Origin of the sequence: Acetobacter sp. KSO5, assembly GCF_044094635.1 — a bacterium.
Lineage (GTDB): Bacteria > Pseudomonadota > Alphaproteobacteria > Acetobacterales > Acetobacteraceae > Acetobacter > Acetobacter cerevisiae.
The window spans coordinates 1,452,090-1,475,167 of the sequence record NZ_CP172014.1 but is presented as its reverse complement, the minus strand read 5'-3'; the positions used below and the strand labels follow the sequence as shown (position 1 = coordinate 1,475,167).

Sequence of the window (23,078 nt, the reverse complement as noted above, 5' to 3'; positions counted from 1 at the left end):
GGGGCGTGGCAGGCAGAAAGCTCGCGCACGCACCTGTCCGAGACCTTATTTGGCGGAAGACATTTCCGGCAGTTCCGGCACTACGCCTTCAGCCTTTTCCTTAGCTTCTTCTGCCTGAATGGCCGCCACGCGGGCTTCCACCAGTTCCACAACATGCTCAATCATGTCGCCACCCGGCACGGTATGGTCCTGCTTGCCAGCGGAATAGACCATGTGGCGGCCAGAGCCACCGCCGGTCACGCCGAGGTCAGTCATCAGCGCTTCACCCGGTCCATTCACCACGCACCCGATGATGGAAAGGGTCAGCGGGGTTTTGATGTGGGCCAGACGATCTTCCAGCGTCTGCACCGTCTCAACCACGTTGAAGCCCTGACGCGCACAGGACGGGCAGGAAATGATTTTCACGCCACGATGACGCAGACCGAGGGATTTCAGAATATCCCAGCCTACCAGCACTTCTTCTTCAGGCGCTGCGGAGAGGGAAACACGCATGGTGTCACCCACACCGGCCCACAGCAGATTGCCCAGACCGATAGAAGACTTCACGGTGCCAGCACGTTTGCTGCCCGCTTCCGTAATGCCGATATGGAGCGGATAGTCACAGGCATCAGCCAGCTGCTGATAGGCTGCAACGGCCATGAACACGTCAGAAGCCTTCACGCTGATCTTGAATTCACGGAAGTCATGATCTTCCAGAATTTTGGCGTGTTCCAGAGCGCTTTCCACCAGCGCTTCGGGGTTCGGCTCACCATATTTTTCCAGCAGGTGCTTTTCCAGAGAGCCGGCATTCACACCAATACGGATGGAACAGCCATAGTCTTTGGCGGCCTGAACCACTTCACGCACGCGGTCGGGGCTGCCGATATTGCCGGGGTTAATGCGCAGGCAGGCAGCACCGGCTTTGGCGGCTTCAATCGCACGTTTGTAGTGGAAGTGAATATCGGCCACGATGGGCACATTCACTTCGCGCACGATTTCTTCCAGCGCCTTGGTGCTGTCTTCATCCGGGCAGGACACACGCACAATATCCACGCCTGCCAGTTCTGCACGGCGGATCTGTTCGATCGTGGCCTGCGCATCGCTGGTCAGGGTGTTGGTCATGGTCTGGACGGAAATCGGCGCATCCCCACCGACGGCAACTTTGCCGACATGGATTTTCCGTGATTTCCGACGCTCGATATGCTGGTAAGGCCGGTAGCCACTCATGTTACATCCTTTTGTCGCGACGACAGTTGTCAGGCAAACCGCGTTCCGTCACGCGCCTGCCCATTACGTTTGATGCCTTCCTGCCAAAATCAATGCGCGTTGGCTACATGAAAGCACGAAAAACAGTCCTTCAGTGCCCGCTTATCCCCTGAAGCTGACGAGCATTCAGATCATCCGCACTGGGTTCAGGCTTTTCTACAGGGCGATGCCGAGGCCGGGATTTGGGTGACTCTGGTAGCGGTGCATCCGCAACTGGCGGGGGTGACAGCGGCTGTCCATCCGCCCCGACAGTCGATGCAGGACCCTCACCGCTCACTCCGGCAGGCCGCCTGCTCTCTGGCACGGCAGGCACACCGTTACCCGTTTGTGCCGCGGGGCTTACACTCGGGCCCGGGCCAGACACACCGGCTGACGACGCAGCCTGTGCAGCGGCCAGAGAGCCGTCCTTTACAGCCTCAGGCGTCAGCACCAGCTTTCTGCGCACGGACCCGTTCCGCCCCAGCGGCTGCGTCGTCACGGTCCCTGAGCTCAGCACAATACCGCCTGCATTGCCTACAGTGAGGCTATACGGGCCGCCTTCTGCGGGCACGGTCCACTGATCATCCACCTGCATGATGTGATCGTACGCAACCTTGCCGCTGGCGTCCTTCACCTGCACCCAACTGGGAGCAATGGCCTTGAGAACAACCTGATTATCCGGCAGAGCTGCGGGAGCGATGGTGCCCGGCTGATCTGACACAGGTTGCGTGCCCCCTGCCGCCCCACTGTTTCCGGTAGCAGTCTCTCCGGTTACGCCAGCAACCGCCCCGGCATCAGGCGTCGCTTCACCCTGCGTCGCAGGAAATGACGGCTTTGAGAAATCCGGATTGCCGTTCTGATCCAGAGACGGCGGGCTGCCAGCCTGCGCCTGAGGCGCACTGGCACCATTTACCCCGGAAGAAGCCTGATCCTCTGGCCTGCGAGATGGCACAGCACCTGGCCCCGGCAGAATGGAGGCGACCTGCGGGGACGGCGCGTTATTGGTCTGTGCACCGGGAATAATGGTGGCAACCGGCGGTACATGCTCCGGCAGTGGCGGAGCATGGCCGATGAAGTGATACCAGCCGATATAACTCGCAAGGATAACTGCAAGCCCAAGAGAGACGCTGACGCCGGGCGGGATGCGCCTGTCAGGCGGCGGTGCGGGGAATGTCAGGTCCGGCTTACGCCCCCCGCCTTTCCCTTCCCGCTTATAGCGCACGACCAGCGCTGAGGCATCAAACCCCAAAGCGGCCCCATAGGTGCGCAAAAATCCCAGTGCATAAGCTTCTGCAGGAAAAACACCAGCTCGCCCGCTTTCCAGTGCTTCCAGATAAGATTCACGGATCCGCAGCCAGGCTGCGACATCCGGTAAAGACCATCCAAGCTGTTCCCGCCGCGTACGCAACGCCGCCCCCACCCCGAGGCTTTCAACATCAGGCAAAGGGGAGGTGAAAGCAGGAAGTTCCTGCTCTGGAACAGAACCGGATTCAGCCATTACAATCCATGCGCCGCTGCTGGCGGACGAGCGCCACAACAGCCTGCTCAACAAGGTCAGAGATAATTTCAGCCACAGGCTGAACGGCCTTTACCATACCCACGGACTGCCCGGCCATGACAGATCCGTTTTCAACATCACCATCAATCACAGCACGGCGCAACGCGCCAGCCCAGAAATGCTCGATATCAAGCTGAGCTTCTTCACGCGTCAGTTCACCGCTCTGGAAGCGGTTAATAACTTCAGCCTGATGTGCAAGGAAACGTCGGCTCCCTTCGTTCACCAGTCCACGTACCGGGATAACCGGGAAACGCTCATCCAGCTGAACGGACGTAATGGCGTCGCGCGCATTGGAACGCACAAAGGCCTTTTTGAATTTCTCATGCGCAATGCTTTCTGCCGCAGCGGCAAAACGTGTGCCCAGCTGGCCACCGGATGCCCCCTGCTCCAGATAGGACACCAGAGCATCCCCACGGCCCAGACCGCCAGCCACAAACACCGGAACCTGGTCGATATGCGGCAGGATTTCCTGCGCCAGCACCGTCAGAGAAACAGGGCCGACATGGCCGCCTGCTTCTGCGCCTTCAATCACCAGCGCATCAACACCCATTTTAATCAGACGTTTGGCCAGAACCAGTGCCGGAGCAAAGGCCACAACCTTTGCACCACCTTCCTTCGCCGCTTTAATGGCAGCACCCGGCGGAATGCCACCGGCCAGAACAATATGGCCTACGCCAGCGTTCAGGCAGACCTGCACCAGCTCATCCAGCTGCGGATGCATGGTGATGAGGTTCACGCCAAACGGGCGATCTGTCATCGCACGGGTTGCAGCAATTTCTTCCGCCAGCCGTTCGGGCTGCATCGCACCGCAGGCAATCACGCCAAACCCGCCTGCGTTGGAAATGGCCGAAACCAGATTCCGCTCACTCACCCAGGACATCGCACCGCCAAGAATGGCGTAGTCCGTGCCGAGAAACTCCGTGCCGCGCCGACACAAATGGTCAAAGCGCTTCCGGGCGCGGGCTTTTTCAGCCTCGGTCGGCGGGGCGTTCAGGTCGAGAGCGAGCATGTCAGACATTGTCCAGTCCATAGGCTGTGTGCAGGGCGCGCACGGCCAGCTCTGCATATTCGGCAGACAGCAGGACGGACACCTTGATCTCGCTGGTAGAGATCACCTGAATATTGATAGACCGTTCAGACAGCGTCCGGAACATGGTGGCAGCTACGCCGGCATGCGAGCGCATGCCTGTGCCGACAACGCTGATTTTCACCACATCATCGTCTGTTGCCAGCTCTTCATACTGCACGGCATCCCGCACAGATTCCAGCGTGCTGATAGCGCGCGGCAGGTCGGTCTTGCTGGTGGTGAATGTCATGTTCGTTGTGCCATCAGCACCCGTGCTCTGCACAATCATGTCCACATTCACGTTGGCTTCGCTCAGCGGGCCGAAAATGGCCGCGGCAATACCCGGACGATCAGGAATACGCCTGACCGACAGCTTTGCTTCATCACGGGAATACGCAATGCCGGTTACCAGTTTCTTTTCCACGATTTCGTCCTCATCCACCACAAGAGAGCCGGGCAGTTTACCTTCAACCATCGCCGGGCCATCCACAAAGCTTGAAAGCACCTGAACACGCACCTGCTCACGCATGGCAAGTCCCACGCTGCGCGTCTGCAGAACCTTGGCCCCTACCGAGGCGAGTTCCAGCATTTCTTCATAGGTGATTTTTTCAAGCTTACGGGCTTTGGCCACAATACGCGGGTCTGTCGTGTAAATCCCGTCCACATCGGTATAAATATCACATCGGTCCGCCTTGATGGCAGCAGCCAGAGCCACAGCGGACGTATCGGACCCACCGCGCCCCAGCGTCGTCACGCGCCCATCAGGCCCCACGCCCTGAAAGCCTGCGACAACCGGCACCATTCCTTCGGCCATGCAGCCCAGCAGGCGCTCACCGTCAATCGTGTCCAGACTGGCTTTGCCATGTGCCGAGTCGGTGCGGATAGGCACCTGCCAGCCAGCAAAGGAGCGTGAGGGCACGCCCAGCTTTTGCAGCGCAATGGCCAGCAGGCCGCTTGTCACCTGCTCACCCGTTGCCACAATGGAATCATATTCCCGGGCATCATGCAGGTCAGACAGGTTCTGACAGTAGCCGACAAGCTTGTTGGTTTCCCCGGCCATGGCCGACACAACCACCAGCACATCACAGCCGGCTTCCTTTTGTTTTTTGACACGCTCGGCCACGGCCTTAATGCGCTCAAGATCCCCCACGGATGTTCCACCGAACTTCATGACGATCCGAGGGACGGAACCGGGCATAATTTTTTTCTCCACCAGACGGGCTGCAAATGGTTGCGAAGCTTCACAAGGCGCGTCACATACCCTTCCCGGCCCCCTCTCGTCCAGCGGGGGAGATCAGCAGGAAAGGAATTTTGTTCCATGCATCCCTCCAGCCGAGACGCTGCCTCTTCCGTTTCTCCTGAGGAAATCGCCCGCTTCAGCGCACTGGCCAGCCAGTGGTGGGACCCCACCGGCCCCATGCGGCCGCTGCACGCCATGAACGCCCTGCGCATTAGCTGGGCCTGTCGCCACTTCCCCATGCGGGGCCGCACCACACGCCATGTGCGGGTGCTGGATATTGGCTGCGGCGCGGGTCTTGCCAGTGAGGCTCTGGCCAAAGCCGGCCACGATGTTCTGGGGCTGGATGCCTCGGCAGACGGCATTGCCGCCGCCCGTGCGCATCTGGAAGCCCACCCTCTGCCAGAAGGGTCTGGCACGCTGGACTACCGGGTTGGCAGTGCGGAAGAACTGGTGGAAGAAAAGGCGAAATTTGACGCAGTTGTCGCCTTAGAAATCATCGAGCATGTCACTGATCCTGAAGCATTTATGAAGATGCTGTCTGATCTGGTGGAGCCGGGTGGGATTGTGATTGTCTCCACCATGAACCGCACCCTGCGCTCTCTGGCGGTTGGCAAAATCGGAGCGGAATATGTGCTGCGTTTGCTGCCTATCGGCACGCATGAATGGCGCAAATTTCTTACCCCGGCAGAGCTGGGGCGTTTTGGCCGGGAGGCCGACCTGCGCATTCAGGCTCTTGCCGGCATGTCCCCCTCTCTTTCCGGGTGGAAAGAGAGCCGGGACCTGAGCGTGAACTACATCGCAGCCTTCAGGAAGGGCTGACGTCCGTCGGGTCTGCTGCGATTGTCATAAACTCAAAACATGTGGGGCTTCCAACTGGTGTGAAGTCCCACGTGAAGCTGATCTTGCCGGTTGTCTTATCCACGCGGAATGATGTGATGGAATCACTCCTCTGGTTTGCAACATACAAATAGCTGCCAGACGGATCGAACATCAGAGACCGGCCATAATCGGCGTGGGTCCAAATTTCATCCACCAGAGTCAGGCTGCCATCTTTGGACACCTGAAAGACTGCCAGCGAATCCCCCAGACGATTTGAGACATACAAAAAGCGCTCATCCGGGGAGAGCAGAATACCCGCCGCCAGTGTGCTACCCCGGAAGTGGGCTGTGACAGAACTGACAGTCTGCTGCGGGGAAATTTTGCCCGTTTGCGGGTCAAAATCCGCTACCACCACCTTGGAATCCTGCTCACACAGCAGATAAATCTTCTTCCCTTCAGACCCGAAGACATAGTGGCGTGGTGCGGAACCGGGCGTCATGGTCGTAAAGGGAACGGCAGCAGGAGAAAGTTTTCCGGTCTCCAGATTGATGGTCCAGACGTACACGCGGTCCAGGCCAGCATCCATAACCAGCACGAATTTGCCGCTCGGATCGGTCTTGATCATGTGCGGATGCGCAGAGGAATGGTCGCTCACGGCAAAGTTACCAGGCGGGTTATCGGCAGCGCGGTCGGGCATCCGGGGACCGGAATTATGGATAAGGTCCGTCATCCGCCCCAGAGACCCATCGGCCAGCACATGCAGAATGCCAATGGTGCCACCAGTATAATTAGCCACCATGACAAACCGGCCTGAGGGATGAACACTCAGATGGGCAGGATCAGCCCCACCAGAGGCAACCGTATTCAGCTTTTTCAGCCCACCCGTTGCCTGATCAACCAGAAAAGCCGTTACGGACCCGCTGTGCGAGGTGTCAAAGTCATTAATCTCGCTCAGCGCATACAGAAAGCGCCGGTCGGGTGAGAGAGTGATGTAAGAAGGGCTGGCGATATCAGTAAAGGTTGTCAGGTTGGTCAGCGCACCCGTTTTCTGATTCATCTCGAAAACGCTGATGCCTTCTCCATTCCCACCGGGCGGCCCGTGCTTCGTGTAGCCGCCAATGTAACAGATGGTCCGCCGGGTTGGTTTTTCATCCTGCGAAGGCGCTTTTGCTGTATCATCCGCCGCCTGTGCAGGCAGGGCGACAGTCAAAGCACCAGCAAAACTACCCAGACCAAAAACACGTCGGGAAAAGGAGTGTGTCATACTGTTATCGCCTTATTATTTTTATTTCAGGGCATTTTGCAAACTGGCCCCAGTGTCCCCTCATACCGCGTCCAAGTCTGTGTTTCACCAAAAAGTGGCAGGCCTATATAGCCGCGCAACTTCAGAACATCTTTCTGAGGAGACCAGATCTGAGCCTGATAAACATGCCCGCTATCCGGATCGAGGATCTTGCCGTTCCAGCGCTTTTTATCGTCGGACGACTGACGGAAGTCCGTCAGCATCTGAAGGCCGCATTCGGACTGCCCCTTATGGTCTTTGGGCACATCGTCACCCTGATAGCTCAGTCCGACGAGCTGACCGCAGACGGTATCGCCACACATCCCAATTTTAAAAACGCCGTCATGCCCCTGGCTGAGCCAGTAGCCCATAAAGACGCTTTCCGGCGCTTCAGCTGCCTGTGCATGAGCTGGCGCTATCACTGCGGCACAGAGCAGAAACGAGCTGAGAAACGCCGTCATCCACGCGTTTTTGAGAATCACGCTGCTCTTCTCCCTTTTCAGACACGCCAGCAGAAGGGCGGTACGGGCTGGAACCAGCTGGTGGTCATGCCACGTTACAGCCTGCCCTTCAACATTCAGCCATCAGCACGGCGCACCCATGGAATACTCAAAACATCCACGCCTTCTTCCGCCAGCATGGAACGATCCTCTTCCGAGGCCTGACCGTAGATCCCGCGTTCCGGGGCTTCCTTGTGGTGCATCCGCAAGGCTTCCTCAGCAAAGCGATCTCCCACATTTTCACACCCGGTTTCCACGGCCTGCCGGATTTTCTGAAAGGCTGCGACCATCTGGTCGGGCAAAACCGCACTGGCAGGCTTTTCCGTAGCACCTTCAACCGAGCTCTCAGGACTCTGACGAGGGGCCGGGCTGTCTGAGCATTTTTTGGAAATGGCGGGGGCCATCAGCGCCTGCTGCACGTCCGCGTGGCCGCATTCAGGGCAAGACAGAAAGCCACCAGCCTGTAACTGCGCAAAAGTTGCGCTGTCACGGTACCAGCCTTCAAATTCATGCCCGACAGCACAGCGCAAACGGTAGCAGATCATCCCTCGTCTTCCCGGATCAGTCCGCCAGCCCAAGAGCGGCGTTCAGCTGCCCCTGCCGTTCCAGACGCATCAGATCATCACAGCCCCCCAGAGGTCGCCCATCCACAAATGTCTGGGGCACAGTGGAACTTCCGCCTGAGCGCTCATATGCCTGTTCCCGTTCCGGCGTGCCTCGGGGAGCATTAATCTCCTTGAACGGCACATTCTTGCTCTCAAGAAGCCGCACAGCGCGCACGCAATATGGGCAACCGGGCTGCGTATAAATTTCTATTGCTGGCATCCTGCCGTTTTCCTCATTTTTATAGGGCAGCCAAATCCGGCATGCCTACACTTCTCTTCACATAGTCGTTTCCATGACTGGAAAATCAAGATCAACTTCTTTTTGCGCAGGCACCCGCCCCGCCACCAGCAGGCTAACCGAGGCCGCACCGGCATCCAGCAAGACCTGCGTGCAGACCGTTGCGGTTGCCCCAGTCGTCAGCACATCATCCACCAACACCACGGATCGTCCCGCGAACTCTGAGATGCGTCCCCCATGCACGGCAATGGCATCCTCCATTTCAGCCTTGCGTTCCTGCGGCGAAAAGCTTGCCAGACGTGACGTTGCTTTTCTGCGCACCAGAGCATCTGGCACACAGCGCGATCCGGTTCTCCGCGCCAGCGCCCAGGCAAGAATCGCAGCCTGATTGTAACGCCGCCCTATCAGGCGCCAGCGATGCACCGGCACAGGCACCAGCACGGCATCCGAGACCAAAAGATCCTGCCCGGCCTGCACCATACGGTTTGCCAGAAAGCGGGCATTTTCGAGCCGGTCCGCATATTTCAGTTGCAGAATCAGGTCCCGACTTGCCTGATCATATAAAAATGCCGCACGAGCATGCGCCCAGAGCGGATGATGGCGTTCACAGGCCGGACATAACCCATCCATCCCGATATAAGCCTGAGCAGTTTGTGGGGTGGCACACGCATCACAACAGGGGGCCACAACAGGATGCAGTCGCCCGAAACAGTCTGTGCAGACCAGTCCTGCCTGCGCGACATCCGCATTGCATAACAGGCACGTGGGCGGAAACAGCACGTCCAGCGCTGCCGTCCCTATTTTCCGGGCATATTTCCCCACCATCACAAAGCCTCGTGCAGCATATATTTTGGCCACGCCTCCCCTTGGCAAACCAACCTGAAACGCGCAGCGTCTCCCGTTATGGATGCCCCCGTCATTTTTGATCGCAAAGCTGTCAAAGCCCACAGAACCCGCTCAGCAAGACAGCAAACCTCAGTCATGCCTATTCTGGATGCCGCTGCGGATATTCTGATGGACCGGCTTGATGATGTCACCCGGCATTTTACCTGTGCGCTTGATCTGGGCGGTCGCGGAGTTATGGCGCAACGGCTGACGGCACGCGGCATTCCCGTCATCTCATCCGATCTTTCTCCCGCTATGGCGGCGTGCGCTCCCGAACACGCCATCTGCGCGGATGAAGAAACGCTCCCTTTTGCCCCGCACAGCTTTGATCTGGTGACCGCCAGCCTCTCCCTGCACTGGATTAATGACCTCCCCGGCACATTCAGCCAGATTTGCCGCATTTTGAAGCCGGACGGCCTGTTCCTCGCCAGCATGCCAATCCTGCCGACCCTGCGCCCGCTCAGGCAGGCTCTGGATGATGCCGAGCTGGCCTTATGTGACGGGATCTCGCCGCGTGTCTCGCCGCTGCCAACGCAGCAAAGCTGCGCGCACCTGCTCCAGCGTGCAGGCTTTGCCCTGCCGGTTGTGGATACGGAAAAGCTGGATTTACGTTACCGCTCTCTCATGGCGCTTTTGCGGGATTTACGCGCAGCAGGCGAGACAAACGCTCTGGCGCTGCGGAGCAGGACTGTGCCACCGCGCCTCCTCTTCCCCGCCGCTGCTGCTGAACTGAATCCGGATGAAGCGGATACGTTCGCCATGCCGCTGCATATGGCTATTCTGACGGCATGGGCTCCCTCACCCACCCAGCAGCAGCCTTTAAAACCCGGTGCCTTTACACATACGCTGGAGAGTGTTCTTGACGCTGCTCCGCCTGAATCACCCACCGATAGCAAGCGTTCTTAGCCGCCTGTTACACTCATGTGACGCACAGGCCCGGAGACTTCTCCTGGCTTTGCGCCCAGCATGAAATCATGCCCCGTCGGCTTGCGATCAATAGCTGCCTGTATGCCAGTCAGAATAGCAGTATCATCCCCGCCAGACCGCAGAATAGCCCGCAGATCCACACCGTCTTCATGCCCAAGGCAGGTATAAAGCTGCCCGGTGCAGGACAGACGCACACGGTTGCAGGTCGCACAGAAATTATGGCTCATCGGGGTGATAAACCCAATGCGCTGCCCGGTTTCCGCAACACGCATATAGCGCGCGGGCCCACCTGAGCGATCTGCCAGCGGCTCCAGCGTCCAGCGTTTGGCAAGATCAGTCTTAACCTCTGATAACGGCAGATAGCGCGCTGTGCGATCTTCCCCCGTATCCCCCATTGGCATGGTTTCAATCAGACAGAGATCTGCGCCAATTTCTCCACACCATGCGAGCATGGCGTCAAATTCATCATCATTCACGCCAGCCATCGCCACGGCATTGACCCGCACCGCCAGACCGGCATCTCGTGCAGCCTTGATGCCGTCCAGCGTGGCAGCCAGTTTACCCCGCCGCGTTATGCTGGCAAAACGCTCTTCATCCAGCGTATCCAGACTGACATTGACCCGCCGCACCCCGGCGCGAAACAACGTCTCGGCATACAGCGCCAGTCTGCTGCCATTGGTCGTCAGGGTTAATTCGTCGAGAGATCCCGCCTGTTCGGGATGGTGCAGCCATTGGCCCAGTGTTTCAAAAAACGGACCAATATCCCGTCGCACCAGAGGCTCGCCCCCGGTAATCCGCAACCGTTTGACGCCGTGCTTCACAAAAACCTGGCACAGCCGCAGCAACTCCTCAAAATCCAGAACATCCGCGCGCGGTAAAAACGTCATGCGTTCGGACATGCAGTACGTACACCGCATGTCACAGCGATCTGTGACCGAAACACGAAGATAGGAGATGCGGCGCCCTGCAGGGTCCACTAAACCGGACAACATAGGTCCTCTATATAGTCGGAAGGAAACGTTTTGTCGAAACCCAAAGTGGTCATGCCGGCCATAAACTTCAAGCCGGCAGGGTTTTCTTAATGCCCGGCGTTATTTCCGGAAAAATCTGGTGCGGACAAGCCAGACTGCGCCAGTTGCGCCACCACAGCCTGCTTCAGGCGCTCAAGAGCAGCCTCATCCGGCCCTTCCGCACGTACGACCAGAACAGCCTGTGTGTTGGATGCCCGTAGTAGCCACCAGCCATCAGGCGTATTGACGCGCACACCATCAATTTCGGAGACATCCGCGCCCTCATGCCGCAAACGAGCCGCAACCTCCTCAATCACTTTGAACTTACGCGTATCATCGCAATCAAAGCGCACTTCAGGAGTTGAAACGGTGCGCGGCAGCGCTTCTCTGATAGCGGAAAGAGGCTTGTCCTGACGCGCCAGAATACCAAGCAGCCGCACTGCGGCATACAGGGCATCATCAAAGCCGTACCATTTATCGGCAAAGAAAATATGGCCTGACATTTCACCGGCCAGCGGAGACCCTGTTTCTGCCATTTTGGTTTTGATGAGAGAATGTCCGGTTCGCCACATCAGCGGCTTGCCCCCGGCCTTGCGGACCTCATCAAACAGAACCTGACTAGCTTTAACGTCAGCAATAATTGTCGCACCGGGATGCGTTTTCAGAACATCCCGCGCCAGCAGAATCAGGATCTGATCCCCCCAGAGGATTTCCCCCTGATCATCCACCACGCCAACACGGTCTGCGTCGCCATCAAAGGCCAGACCAACATCCGCCTTCTGCCTGCGGACTTCCGCAATCAGCTGCTCAAGATTTTTCGCAACGGTAGGGTCTGGATGATGGGCTGGGAAATGGCCGTCAATCGCGCCATTCAGAACGGTATGTTCACCAGGCAACCCGGCAACCAGCTTTTGCAGGACGTCGCCTGCGGCACTGTTCCCGTTGTCCCAGACAACTTTCAGGGGTTTCTCGCCCCCATCCCAGTCTTTGAGCAAACGGCGCACGTAGTCGGTACGCAAATCAAGCCCGCGTATCGTCCCGTGTGTAGCGGGCACGACATCGCCGGTTTTAGCAAGAACGCCAAGTTCCTGAATCTGAGGCCCAAAAAAAGGCTTCCCGGCCAGCATCATCTTGAAGCCGTTATAATCTGCCGGGTTATGGCTCCCCGTTACCATTACTGCACCATCAGCCTGCAGGGAGACAGACGCAAAATACAGCATTGGGGTCGGGCCACAGCGTACCCGCACAACATTCAACCCGCAGGCAACCAGCCCTTTAACCAGCGCATCTTCCAAATCCGGGGAAGACAGGCGGCCGTCATAACCGGTCACAACAGTTTTGCCGCCATGACGAACGACAACAGAGCCAAACGTCCGCCCGATAGCAAAGGCATCTTCAGACGTGAGGCTTTTCCCGACAATCCCGCGAATATCATATTCGCGGAGACTGGTCGGGTTGAACGTGTGCGTAAACGTCATCAGATCTGAGACGTATATTTTTTCAGGAATGCTTTCACATCGTCGGCAAGATCGGGGCGCTCGAGAGAGAATGCAATCTGTGCTTCCAGGAAGCCGATCTTATTCCCGCAGTCAAAACGCTCACCTTCATAGCGCAGGCCATGGAACGGCACATGACCAATGGTTTTTGCCATAGCGTCCGTCAGCTGCACTTCACCCCCCGCGCCTTTTTCCAGCTTGGACAGATGCGTCATCACATCCGGGGTCAGCACATAACGGCCAATGATGGACAGGTTGGACGGAGCATCTTCCGGCTTGGGCTTTTCAACAAGGCCCTTCACTTCCACCAGACGACCATCGTCCTCGCCGATGTCCAGAATACCGTAACGGTTGGTCTGTTCACGCGGCACCTCTGTTACCGCTACAACATTCCCGCCCGTCTGGTTATAGGCATCAACCAGCTGTTTCACGCAGGACGTGCCAGACTTCACGATATCATCCGGCAGCAGGATGGCGAACGGGTCATCACCAATAAAGCTGCGGGCGCACCAGATGGCATGACCAAGCCCCAGCGGTTCCTGCTGACGCACGGCGACCAGAGAACCTGCTTCAATGCTGGTGGGTTCAAGCGCCTTCAGAGTGTCCAGCTTGTTGCGTTCACGCAGTGTCGCTTCGAGTTCATAGGCAATATCAAAGTAGTCGATCAGGGAATCTTTGCCACGGCCCGTAATCAGACAGAATTCTTCAATCCCAGCTTCACGCGCTTCATCAATCGCGTACTGAATCAGAGGTCTGTCGACGACTGTCAGCATTTCCTTCGGCATGGCTTTGGTCGCCGGCAGGAAGCGTGTACCTAGCCCTGCAACCGGCAGGACTGCTTTACGTAAAGGCTTGGGCTTGGACACGAATACGACACCTTAAAAAAGTTACAACAAAAGTGAACTCTGTCGCTCGTAATCGCGGGGACGCCCGTTCGTCAAATCAATCCTACCCACCGGCAAAACAACAGAGTGCTTTGCGCAAACACGCAGAAAAGTGTGACCCATACGGCAACACTAGCTCTATTTGCTTTTAAACCGGGAAAGCTGGGCCTGAATATGGCCAAATGAGCCAATTTGCAGCCATAAGCCGTTAAAAATTTAATATTTTGAGAAAAAGCAGCTCTCACAGAAACCAGAACAATTTTAAAACTGATTTTTGTGAGAGCTGAAAAAATGGTGCGGTCGAGAAGACTCGAACTTCCACGGGGTATTCCCCCACAAGCACCTCAAGCTTGCGCGTCTACCATTCCGCCACGACCGCACGTGACAACCAGCATCTGAAAGGCGATACCGTTTGGTGAGAAGCCCTATAACCGAACCGGGATCACGCGGCAATGACCAACGCACGTTTTTTATGGGAAATTAGCAAAAAGCCCGTTCCCTACCCTGCCGCACTGGCGCGCATGCAAACTTTGGCGCGGGAAATCCGGGCCAATGAGGCCACAGAGCGGGTCTGGCTACTGGAACACCCGCCACTTTTTACCGCAGGTACGTCCGCAAAAGCGGAAGATTTATTCAACCCCCATCAGTACCCTACTTATGACGCAGGCCGTGGCGGGCAATGGACTTACCACGGGCCGGGGCAGAGAATCGCGTATGTGATGCTGGATCTGCACAACGCGCACGGCGAGGTCCGGGCGCGTGATGTGCGGTCTTACGTGCATGGGCTGGAAGAATGGGTGATTCGCACCCTCGCAACATTCGGACTGAAAGGAGAATGTCGCGAGGGACGTGTCGGCGTATGGGTCATTGACCCCAGCACCGGTCAGGAAGAAAAAATTGCGGCCATCGGCGTTCGCGTCTCACGCTGGGTGAGCTGGCACGGGGTGTCCATCAATCTCAATCCCCGCCTGTCCGATTTTGAGGGCATTGTGCCCTGCGGCATTCGGGAATTTGGTGTCACCAGCTTTGAAAAGCTAGGGCTGAATGTCACGATGGCGCAGCTGGATGCCGCGCTCGCGGAAAGCTGGCAGGCTGTTTTTGGCAGCACACCCTCTGCGCTCACACCCCTCCCAGACGAATGAACAATGTGCGTTGCCGTTCATCCAGAATGCGGATTTCATAAAGGTCCAGAACACGCCCGCCATCCCGGAAAATCAGCGTCACCAGCCCCTGTGACGGATTTTCCGTACGGGCCAGCGAAATCTGCAGGATTCCCGGCGGCTTCTGAATATCAGTGACGGTCACGGGGCCCGAAAGCGTAATGGGGTTGCCCATCAGCACACCGAGCGGATTATGCGCCAGCCCCATGCGTGTTTCAGACCCGGTCTGACTATCCTTGAACACGGCATGCGCGCCAGACGCCTCAAGATCCATGCTATGCGGCACGGTATAATTCAGGTGCAGATAGCCAGCGTGATAGGTCAGCACCCCGCCACCGGTGGATCCATTCGGCCATGTCTGGGTAAAGGGCACATTTTCCAGCTTTGCGGCGCGCAGCCATGCTTCAACACGGCCCGTATCACTGGCCTGCGGGGCCATCTGACCGCCCCGCCCTGTGGCACAGGCGGCCAGAAAAGCCGGTGCCAGCAGCAGAACCTTACGGCGCATCATGCCAGAGCGCTTTCTTCTTCCGGCGTACGCAGCGTCAGAGCCAGTGCGTGCAAGCCGCTACCGAATTCATAGCTCAGCGCATCATGCACCATGCGGGAGCGATTCACCCGGTTCACACCCTCAAACAGAGAGCTGACCAGATAAACGCGAAAATGCGTTTCTGTCGCCCCGGCTTCCGGGCCGCGCGTCATGGCCACATGATGGGCATGACGGCTGCTTTCATCCAGAATTTCAAGCCGTGTCGGCTTGAAGGCAGCAGTCAGAGCATCTCTCACCCGGCGGGCACGGATGCCGTCTGCCTCAGGCGTGGAAGCTGAATTGCGTTGCGTCATCCTACGTTCCCTCTTGCACAGAACACTCCAGCACGCACATAACCCTGATGATGAAGCGAAGGAATACCCGTCACCGGGCGTTCGATCCGGATCCGGATGCGCCCCAGCGCTGCTGTGACATGCCTGATTGTGAAAAGCCGGCAGGCTATCGTGCCCCCCGCTCACGCGAGACCCTTAACCAGTATTACTGGTTCTGTCTCGAGCATGTGCGGGAGTATAACGCACGCTGGGATTACTACAAAGGGATGTCACCCGGCCAGATTGAAGCGCATCTGCGTGCCGATATCGCATGGGATCGGCCATCCTGGGCGTTTGGCCAGAGTGCGAAGCCCGGCAAGCAGACGTTTCATGAAGAAGACGTGCTGGACCCGCTTGATATCCTTGGCCAGAACCGGCGCTCCCGTGCGGAACGCGCGAAAAGTCGAGCCAACCCCGGCGCACCGGAAGCCCTGCGTGAACCTCTGGCAACACTCGGCCTGCCGTGGCCTGTCACGCTGGACGATGCAAAAGCGCGTTACCGCTCGCTGGCCCGCAAGCATCACCCGGATGCCAACAATGGTGACCGGCGCTCGGAAGAGCGGCTGAAAAGCATCAATGTTGCGTTCACGGCTCTCAGGGCACATCTTATGGCAGAAGGCCTCGAAAAAGCCGGGTAACCATGCCATGCTGCCTGCATTATAAAGAGGCAGCCCTGACACCGGCGCGTGTCTGACTGTCTTTTCGGAATGCCCACCTACCAGACGGATAAAGAATGACTGATTCTGCCAGCCTGACCACCACAGGCGATCTTCCCCCGATTTCAGCTCTTTCTGCGCCTGATCTTCAGGTTTCTGTGCGCGAGGTGTTTGGTATCGATTCTGAGCTGACGGTTCCGGCCTTCTCCATCCGCACCGAGCATGTGCCGGAGATCGACCCCGCCTATCTGTTTGACCACGATACCACACTGGCCATTCTGGCAGGCTTTGCGTTCAACCGCCGCGTGATGGTGCAGGGCTTCCACGGCACCGGGAAGTCTTCCCACATTGAGCAGATTTCTGCCCGCCTGAACTGGCCGTGCGTGCGCATCAATCTGGATAGCCACGTCTCCCGTATCGACCTGATCGGCAAGGACGCCATTGTGGTGCGGGACGGCCAGCAGATTACGGAGTTTCAGGAAGGCCTCCTGCCCTGGTGCCTCCAGCACCCCTGTGCGCTGGTATTTGATGAATATGACGCAGGCCGCCCAGATGTAATGTTTGTCATTCAGCGCGTGCTTGAAGTGGAAGGCCAGTTGACGCTGCTGGATCAGAACCGCGTGATCAAACCGCACCCGTGGTTCCGTCTGTTCGCCACGGCCAACACCATTGGTCTGGGGGACACCACGGGCCTGTATCACGGCACGCAGCAGATCAATCAGGGCCAGATGGACCGCTGGAACATCGTAACCTCCCTGAACTATCTGCCGCATGCGCAGGAAGTGGGCATTGTGCTCTCCCGCATGGGCATCAGCCCGGATGACAGAGAAGCCCGCCGCACCATTGAAAGCATGGTCGCACTGGCGGAACTTACCCGTGCCGGCTTTATGGCGGGGGATCTGTCCACCGTGATGTCCCCGCGCTCCGTGATTGCCTGGGCTGAAAACGAGAAGATTTTCAAGGATACGGCGTTCGCCTTCCGCGTGACCTTCCTCAACAAGTGTGATGAGGCCGAACGCGGCATGGTGGCCGAATATTATCAGCGCTGCTTCAACAAAAGCCCCCTGTCCAAATAAGGGCGCCTGAAGCACAAACGGAGAGCGGCTTTATCAATGGCTGACAGCAGGAAGGGAGCGCACGCTCCACCGTCTGGCCATAACCGGCCAGCCAGCGAGTCCGAGCAGACCAACCGGGTTGATGCCTTCAAGCAGGCCACCGCGGCAACATTGCGGGCTATCGGCGGCCAGCGGGAGGCAGAGGTTTCATTCCACACAGGCAACATGCCTGTGGGGCCAATCAGCCTTGCCGGAAAAATCCGCCTTCCCCAGCCTTCCCGCCATATGGATGAGGAAGAAATTGAGCGTATCCGTGGGGTCGCGGATGCTCAGGCGCTCCGGCTGAAACATCATGACTTTGACCTGCACCGCGCCCGCCAGCCAGACGATACCGTGGCACGGGACGTGTATGACGCTCTGGAACAGGCCCGCATTGAGGCCGTTGGGGCACGGCATATGCGTGGTGTGGCGGCGAACCTGCGCCACAGACTGGAAAAGGACTGTCAGGCTGCCGGTCTGGACCGGATGACTGATCCTGATGACCTTTCTCCAGCCGTCGCGCTGGAACTGCTGGCACGGGAACGCCTGACGGGCGAACCGGCCCCGGACTCTGCTCAGTCTATCTTGCGTAAATGGCAGGCTGCCCTGTCCCCGCAGGCGCAAACGGCTCTGGAAAATCTGGCTCTCAGTCAGGATGATCAGGCGGCCTACGCCAAAGCGACCCGGAAACTTCTAGCTGCCTGCGCTCTGACGGAAGATGACTCTCCATCTGACGAGATGGAAGCCGATGATAACGGCTCCGATTCTGCCGCCGACGAAGACGAAAGCAACGCGCCGCCACCGGGAGCGCAGGAAGAAGATGTTCCGCCTGAGCCGGACTCGTCTTCCGACCCGGTCCCGCAGCCTGAGCTAATGGGTGGCGGCGGTGAATCCTCCCCGGAAGCGATGGAAGAAGACCGCGAGGGCAGTGGCGCAGATGGCACGGGTGAAGCCGCAGGCCCCAGTGCCCCCCCTGAGCACGAACCGGGAGAAACCGCTGGCGGTTACCACGCCTACACCACCGCCTTTGATGAAGAGATCAAAGCGGAAGAACTGTGTGACCCGGAAGAACTAAACCGCCTGCGGCATCAGCTGGATCTGCAGCTAGCAACCTTGCAGGGGGTCGTCTCCCGTCTGGCCAACAAGCTGCAACGCCGCCTGATGGCACAGCAGACGCGCGCGTGGGAGTTTGACCTTGAAGAAGGCATTCTGGATGCCGGGCGTCTCTCTCGCATTGTGGTCAACCCCATGCTTTCCCTCTCCTACAAGCGTGAGCAGGAAACGGAGTTCCGCGATACGGTTGTCACGCTGCTGATTGATAATTCAGGCTCCATGCGGGGCCGTCCCATTTCTGTGGCGGCCTCCTGCGGGGATATTCTGGCCCGCACGCTGGAACGCTGTGGCGTGAAAGTGGAAATCCTCGGCTTTACCACCCGTGCGTGGAAAGGCGGTCAAAGCCGCGAGCAATGGGTCAAAGACGGCAAACCGGCAGAACCCGGACGCCTGAACGATCTGCGCCACATCATCTACAAAGCTGCCGATATGCCCTGGCGGCGCGCACGCCCCAATCTTGGCCTGATGCTGCGTGAAGGACTTCTGAAAGAAAATATCGACGGCGAAGCCCTGCTCTGGGCATGGAAACGCCTGAAGGGCCGGCCTGAATCCCGCAAAATCCTGATGGTGATTTCAGATGGTGCGCCGGTGGATGACAGCACGCTCTCCGTCAACCCGGCCTCCTATCTGGAAGACCATCTCCGCGCCGTTATTCATCAGATTGAAGAACGCAGCCCGGTCGAACTGACCGCCATCGGGATTGGTCATGACGTGGGCCGGTATTACCAGCGCGCCGTGACCATCACCGATGCGGAAGAACTGGGCGGCACCATGCTGCAAGCTCTCTCTGGTCTGTTTGATGAAAAACAAAACCGTCCCGGTCGCCGCGGCAAAGCCAGACGGCGGTAAAACCCCGCTTTTGAGCAGTCAGACTTCAGCGCAGACGCAAATGCCAGCATCTGCGCTGAAGGGTGAGGCTGCCCCCTCGGGCTGCCTTAAGAAAATCACTCAGGCTGTCTGACGCTCCAGCTTATGCCCGAGCCGTTTTTCCGCCAGATCCAGCAGGGTCTCCAGCATAAGGTCTGCATCGGCTTCCACCGTGCGGTGGTTGACGATCGCAGCCCGAATGGCGCGCTTGCCATGTATGAGTGTCGTTGAGGGCGCTGCCACGCCACTTTCCTGCAGGTCTTTCACCAGTTCGCCGTTCAGGCTGTCTTCATCCGTGTCTGATGCAATAACCCGGAAGCAGACGATGTTGAGTGTCACGGGTGCCAGCAGTTCGAGGCAGGGCGTTGCCTGAACCCGTTTGGCCAGATGCTGTGCCACCGCACAGCACTGCGACACCACACCGCCCAGCCGTTCGGTTCCGAACGAGGCCAGCGTGAACCAGACCTTCAGCGCCCGGAAGCCACGAGACAAATCCGGACCCAGATCACAAAACCACGGCGCTCCCGCAGCCAAACCGCGATCTTCCCGTGACAGATAAGCCAGAGACTGCGCAAAGGCCGCAGCCTGACGCCCCGGCTCGCGCACCAGAACGCACCCGGCATCGTAAGGGGTCTGCGCCCATTTATGGAAATCGAACGCAATGCTGTTGGCCCGCTCCATGCCAGCCAGCGCCGGAGCGTAATCTGGGGACAGACGGGCCATAGCACCGAATGCCCCATCCACATGGAACCAGAGGTTTTCAGCCTCGGCAAAGTCCGCCAGAGCCGTGAGCGGATCAATCGAGCCGGTATCAACCGTCCCTGCCGTACCCACCACCACAAACGGTTCCAGCCCGACAGCCCGGTCTGCCGCCACCATCTGCCGCAGGGTGGCCATATCCATCCGGAAATCCGCATCGACCGGCACCCGGCGCAGCGCCTGCGTGCCAAGGCCTGCCATATCAAAGGCGCGGGCAATGCAACCGTGGGCCGTTTGAGCCGCGTAGCCAACCAGCTTGCGGCCTGCCAGCCCCGCGCTCCGCATCTCAAGGCCACCATTCACAGCGCGGCTTGCCGTAATCATGGCGATAAAATTGGCCATGGAAGAGCCCGTGACCAGCACACCCGTCGCGGTTTCCGGAAAGCCCAGCATGGTCGCGGCCCAGCGAATGACCATGCGCTCCACTTCAATCGGCGCATGGTCCCGGCCACCAAGGTTGGCGTTCAGACCAGCAGCCAGAAGCTCGGCCAGCATTCCCTGTGCCGTGCCGCCGCCATGTACCCACCCCATAAAGCGCGGATGGCGGTTGCCAGTCGCGTAGGGCGTCACAGACTGAGAAAACTGGTCGTAAAGTGCTGTCAGAGAGGTTTCCTGCGTGGGCAGCGTTGCATCCCGAAAGCCCTGCCGGACGGTATCCGGCATGGGCTGCCAGACCGGGCCGGAGCCCACGTTCTGCACGTTGTCCAGCATTTCATCCAGCATGCGGTGCCCCAGCGCCCGTAATGCGTCCCAGTTTTCCGGATCAAGCCCCGCCACGTTTTACTCCTTTTGCGGCCCTCCTGCCGCCTGCAGGCCTTCCGCGTTTTCCTGTGTCATGCGGGCAAATTTTCTGGCCAGCACCGCACAGACGAACAACTGGATCTGGTGATAGATCATCAGCGGCAGGACGATAAGCCCGACAGACGCTGCGGGGAACAACACGTTGGCCATTGGTACCCCCGACGCCAGCGTTTTCTTGGAACCACAGAACACAATGGCAATCTCATCACGCAGCGGCACGCCTGCCAGACGGCTGCCATAAGCCGTAATCACCAGCACGCAGACCAGCAGCAGGAAATCCACCAGTGCAATCAGAGCAAGCTGGCTCAACGGCAGGCGGTGCCACAAGCCCTGCATCACGGCCTCACTGAAGGCCGTATAAACCACAATCAGGATAGACCCACGGTCAGTGAGGGAAAGCAGCTTCTTGTTCCGGTGCGCCCACTTGCCGATCCATGGCTGGAGCAGCTGCCCGAGAAGAAACGGCAGGAGTAGCTGAAAAACGATATTCATCACATTGCCAGAGGCCCCGCCATGCTTGCTGAGCACCAGCCCCACCAGAAATGGCGTGATAAAAATCCCTGCAATATTGGACGCCGTGGCCGCACAGACAGCCGCTGGCACATTGCCGCCGCCAATAGAGGTGAACGCAATGGAAGACTGCACAGTGGATGGCAGGCAGCACAGGAACAGCACCCCGAGCCAGACATCATTCTGCAAGAGGCCCGGCATCAAAGCATGTGCGGCCAGCCCCAGCAGCGGGAACAGGACAAATGTGCAGGCCAGAATAATCAGGTGCAGGCGCCAGGCCATCACGCCATCAACGACCGCCTTGCGGGACAGGCGCGCGCCTTGCAGGAAAAACATCAGGGCAATAACAAGAATGGCAAGCCACTGAAAAACCGGCACGGCTGCACCATGGCACGGCAAGACCGTCGCCAGAAAAATGGTGCAGAGCAGGCCAATGAGGAAAGGGTCCAGTCTGAACATCTGCTGCGCTCTTTTTAATGTGACACGCGCTTTTGGATCGGACGCGTGAAATCTGTATTATTTTTAAGATCCGGATTGCACCCGGAACCCGCATACGCCACCTTTACGATCAAATGAAACACAACACCATTCCTTCCCCCGCTGGTCTCATGCTTATGAGCCTTGGTCTTTGCGCCGCCGTTGTTCCGTTACGGGCAACACACGCCGCAGCTCCTCCCGCCGCCTGCGCCGTGATTACACACGGTTCCGCACAGGACAGCGCGCATGGCGTGACGTATGAGAACGTGGTCGTGCGCACACCTGATGGCAGCAGCGGGCTGACCGCCGGGAAGATGACTTTCACCGGCAGCTCGGCCGATGCCGCACATGATCAGGCTGACGCGGCCTCGCTGCTGCTGATGTCCGCCATCACCGGCCGCCACAACGCCGCGTGCTCAGACTGGCTGGCCCAGCAGGGGCAAACTGCCGCAGCAACCCTGAAAGCGGGCGGTGGGTATGACATCACATGGAACAATGCGATTCTGACGCACGGCTCTAACCGCGTGTCCAGCAGCACCGCACATTTCAAGGTGGAAGGCAGTACCTCCGCCCATACCAGTGCTGCCACACTTGCTCTGTCCGGCCTGAGCTATCAGGGGATTAGTAATGAAGCCCTGCTCCCCTCCGCTGCTGATGCCGCGTTCTCGCTGCCGGCATCCGAACTGCCGGCTCTGATGGCAGCCATCGGAGGGAAATCCACCGCCGCCCCCGCAGTCCATGTCACCATTTCCAGCTTTAATGCGACGCGCGACACCGTGCAGCTGAAAGGCAATGGCACAGCCACCCTCACCGGAAACGTCGATGCCACGACGGCCTCCGGTCATCTGGAAGTCAGCAATCTGGAAGCTCTGATTGAAAAGGCCCGGACCGCCAAGCAGATGAAACTGGCCGCAGGCCTCGTGCTGGCCCGGCTGGTCAGCCACAGCCAGAACGATGTGAATGTGTGGAATACCGTCTGGCAAGGGGGTGTGCTGACGGTGAACGGCTTCCCTCTCCCGCTTCACTAATTTCTTAAGATATACACC

Annotated in this window: 23 protein-coding genes and 1 tRNA gene; 7 read left to right on the top strand and 17 right to left on the bottom strand. The window is 58.5% G+C overall.

Annotation, left to right across the window (positions count from 1 at the left end):
* Window positions 1–45: 45 nt before the first annotated feature.
* The 4 genes from ispG to ACHQGU_RS06670 all read right to left on the bottom strand — a co-directional run bounded on the left by ispG (window position 46) and on the right by ACHQGU_RS06670 (window position 5,046).
* Window positions 46–1,206 (bottom strand): flavodoxin-dependent (E)-4-hydroxy-3-methylbut-2-enyl-diphosphate synthase, encoded by a 1,161-nt coding sequence (gene ispG / locus ACHQGU_RS06685; protein WP_062140149.1) that lies wholly within the window; start codon window positions 1,204–1,206, stop codon window positions 46–48.
* Between the two features lie 130 nt (window positions 1,207–1,336).
* Window positions 1,337–2,722, bottom strand: a complete 1,386-nt coding sequence (locus ACHQGU_RS06680) for a RodZ domain-containing protein (RefSeq protein WP_395496263.1) — start codon at window positions 2,720–2,722, stop codon at window positions 1,337–1,339.
* A complete protein-coding gene (locus tag ACHQGU_RS06675; protein ID WP_062272751.1) occupies window positions 2,715–3,800 on the bottom strand; it encodes a nitronate monooxygenase family protein in 1,086 nt (361 codons plus the stop codon). The genes ACHQGU_RS06680 and ACHQGU_RS06675 overlap by 8 nt, the downstream gene beginning before the upstream one ends.
* Window positions 3,793–5,046 carry an aspartate kinase gene (locus ACHQGU_RS06670; protein WP_062251090.1) on the bottom strand — a complete coding sequence of 418 codons (1,254 nt, stop codon included), beginning with the start codon at window positions 5,044–5,046 and terminating at the stop codon, window positions 3,793–3,795. The genes ACHQGU_RS06675 and ACHQGU_RS06670 overlap by 8 nt, the downstream gene beginning before the upstream one ends.
* Before the next feature lie 120 nt (window positions 5,047–5,166).
* On the opposite strand from ACHQGU_RS06670, the gene ubiG reads away from it, so the two are divergent.
* Entirely contained in the window at window positions 5,167–5,907 is a 741-nt protein-coding gene (gene ubiG, locus ACHQGU_RS06665; RefSeq protein ID WP_043552523.1) for a bifunctional 2-polyprenyl-6-hydroxyphenol methylase/3-demethylubiquinol 3-O-methyltransferase UbiG, read from the top strand.
* Here ubiG and ACHQGU_RS06660 read toward each other — a convergent pair.
* From ACHQGU_RS06660 to ACHQGU_RS06640, 5 genes are all read right to left on the bottom strand, one after another.
* Window positions 5,894–7,171, bottom strand: coding sequence for a lactonase family protein (locus tag ACHQGU_RS06660; protein ID WP_062272749.1), 1,278 nt, complete (start codon window positions 7,169–7,171; stop codon window positions 5,894–5,896). The genes ubiG and ACHQGU_RS06660 overlap by 14 nt on opposite strands.
* 26 nt (window positions 7,172–7,197) lie before the next feature.
* Complete coding sequence (locus ACHQGU_RS06655) at window positions 7,198–7,671, bottom strand: DUF2147 domain-containing protein (protein WP_231874843.1); 474 nt, start codon at window positions 7,669–7,671, stop codon at window positions 7,198–7,200.
* A 95-nt stretch (window positions 7,672–7,766) separates the two neighbouring features.
* Complete coding sequence (locus ACHQGU_RS06650; protein WP_062272745.1) at window positions 7,767–8,234, bottom strand: DUF1178 family protein; 468 nt, start codon at window positions 8,232–8,234, stop codon at window positions 7,767–7,769.
* A gap of 16 nt (window positions 8,235–8,250) precedes the next feature.
* Entirely contained in the window at window positions 8,251–8,514 is a 264-nt protein-coding gene (grxC, locus tag ACHQGU_RS06645) for a glutaredoxin 3 (RefSeq protein ID WP_062272744.1), read from the bottom strand.
* Between the two features lie 57 nt (window positions 8,515–8,571).
* On the bottom strand, window positions 8,572–9,357 hold the full coding sequence (locus tag ACHQGU_RS06640; protein WP_408874602.1) for a double zinc ribbon domain-containing protein: 786 nt from the start codon (window positions 9,355–9,357) through the stop codon (window positions 8,572–8,574).
* Between the two features lie 78 nt (window positions 9,358–9,435).
* Between ACHQGU_RS06640 and ACHQGU_RS06635 the strand changes: the two genes are divergently transcribed.
* On the top strand, window positions 9,436–10,323 hold the full coding sequence (locus ACHQGU_RS06635; protein WP_395496261.1) for a methyltransferase domain-containing protein: 888 nt from the start codon (window positions 9,436–9,438) through the stop codon (window positions 10,321–10,323).
* On the opposite strand, the gene moaA is transcribed toward ACHQGU_RS06635, so the two are convergent.
* The 4 genes from moaA to ACHQGU_RS06615 form a co-directional block, all read right to left on the bottom strand.
* Window positions 10,320–11,336, bottom strand: a complete 1,017-nt coding sequence (gene moaA / locus ACHQGU_RS06630; RefSeq protein WP_395496260.1) for a GTP 3',8-cyclase MoaA — start codon at window positions 11,334–11,336, stop codon at window positions 10,320–10,322. The genes ACHQGU_RS06635 and moaA overlap by 4 nt on opposite strands.
* A gap of 86 nt (window positions 11,337–11,422) precedes the next feature.
* On the bottom strand, window positions 11,423–12,832 hold the full coding sequence (gene pgmG, locus ACHQGU_RS06625; RefSeq protein WP_395496259.1) for a phosphoglucomutase/phosphomannomutase PgmG: 1,410 nt from the start codon (window positions 12,830–12,832) through the stop codon (window positions 11,423–11,425).
* A complete protein-coding gene (galU, locus tag ACHQGU_RS06620; RefSeq protein WP_062140130.1) occupies window positions 12,832–13,716 on the bottom strand; it encodes a UTP--glucose-1-phosphate uridylyltransferase GalU in 885 nt (294 codons plus the stop codon). Before galU ends, pgmG begins: the two co-directional genes overlap by 1 nt.
* Before the next feature lie 310 nt (window positions 13,717–14,026).
* A tRNA-Leu gene (locus tag ACHQGU_RS06615) sits at window positions 14,027–14,113 on the bottom strand.
* Between the two features lie 73 nt (window positions 14,114–14,186).
* On the opposite strand from ACHQGU_RS06615, the gene lipB reads away from it, so the two are divergent.
* A complete protein-coding gene (gene lipB / locus ACHQGU_RS06610) occupies window positions 14,187–14,876 on the top strand; it encodes a lipoyl(octanoyl) transferase LipB (protein ID WP_395496258.1) in 690 nt (229 codons plus the stop codon).
* On the opposite strand, the gene ACHQGU_RS06605 is transcribed toward lipB, so the two are convergent.
* Window positions 14,854–15,405 (bottom strand): hypothetical protein, encoded by a 552-nt coding sequence (locus tag ACHQGU_RS06605; protein ID WP_395496257.1) that lies wholly within the window; start codon window positions 15,403–15,405, stop codon window positions 14,854–14,856. The two genes, lipB and ACHQGU_RS06605, sit on opposite strands and share 23 nt — an antisense overlap.
* On the bottom strand, window positions 15,402–15,737 hold the full coding sequence (locus ACHQGU_RS06600) for a BolA family transcriptional regulator (protein WP_253553396.1): 336 nt from the start codon (window positions 15,735–15,737) through the stop codon (window positions 15,402–15,404). Before ACHQGU_RS06600 ends, ACHQGU_RS06605 begins: the two co-directional genes overlap by 4 nt.
* A 47-nt stretch (window positions 15,738–15,784) precedes the next feature.
* Between ACHQGU_RS06600 and ACHQGU_RS06595 the strand changes: the two genes are divergently transcribed.
* From ACHQGU_RS06595 to cobT, 3 genes are all read left to right on the top strand, one after another.
* Window positions 15,785–16,393: a DnaJ domain-containing protein gene (locus tag ACHQGU_RS06595; protein WP_082782772.1), complete on the top strand. Its 609-nt coding sequence runs from the start codon at window positions 15,785–15,787 to the stop codon at window positions 16,391–16,393.
* 95 nt (window positions 16,394–16,488) lie between these two features.
* On the top strand, window positions 16,489–17,487 hold the full coding sequence (locus tag ACHQGU_RS06590) for an AAA family ATPase (protein ID WP_395496256.1): 999 nt from the start codon (window positions 16,489–16,491) through the stop codon (window positions 17,485–17,487).
* A 36-nt stretch (window positions 17,488–17,523) separates the two neighbouring features.
* On the top strand, window positions 17,524–19,467 hold the full coding sequence (gene cobT / locus ACHQGU_RS06585) for a cobaltochelatase subunit CobT (RefSeq protein WP_395496255.1): 1,944 nt from the start codon (window positions 17,524–17,526) through the stop codon (window positions 19,465–19,467).
* 99 nt (window positions 19,468–19,566) lie between these two features.
* Here the strand turns inward: cobT and ACHQGU_RS06580 are convergent, their stop codons facing one another.
* Complete coding sequence (locus ACHQGU_RS06580; protein WP_395496254.1) at window positions 19,567–21,021, bottom strand: pyridoxal phosphate-dependent decarboxylase family protein; 1,455 nt, start codon at window positions 21,019–21,021, stop codon at window positions 19,567–19,569.
* A gap of 3 nt (window positions 21,022–21,024) precedes the next feature.
* Complete coding sequence (locus tag ACHQGU_RS06575; protein ID WP_061503240.1) at window positions 21,025–22,014, bottom strand: bile acid:sodium symporter family protein; 990 nt, start codon at window positions 22,012–22,014, stop codon at window positions 21,025–21,027.
* A gap of 155 nt (window positions 22,015–22,169) precedes the next feature.
* Here ACHQGU_RS06575 and ACHQGU_RS06570 point away from each other — a divergent pair, with 155 nt between their 5' ends.
* On the top strand, window positions 22,170–23,060 hold the full coding sequence (locus ACHQGU_RS06570) for a hypothetical protein (RefSeq protein WP_062272873.1): 891 nt from the start codon (window positions 22,170–22,172) through the stop codon (window positions 23,058–23,060).
* Window positions 23,061–23,078 lie beyond the last annotated feature (18 nt).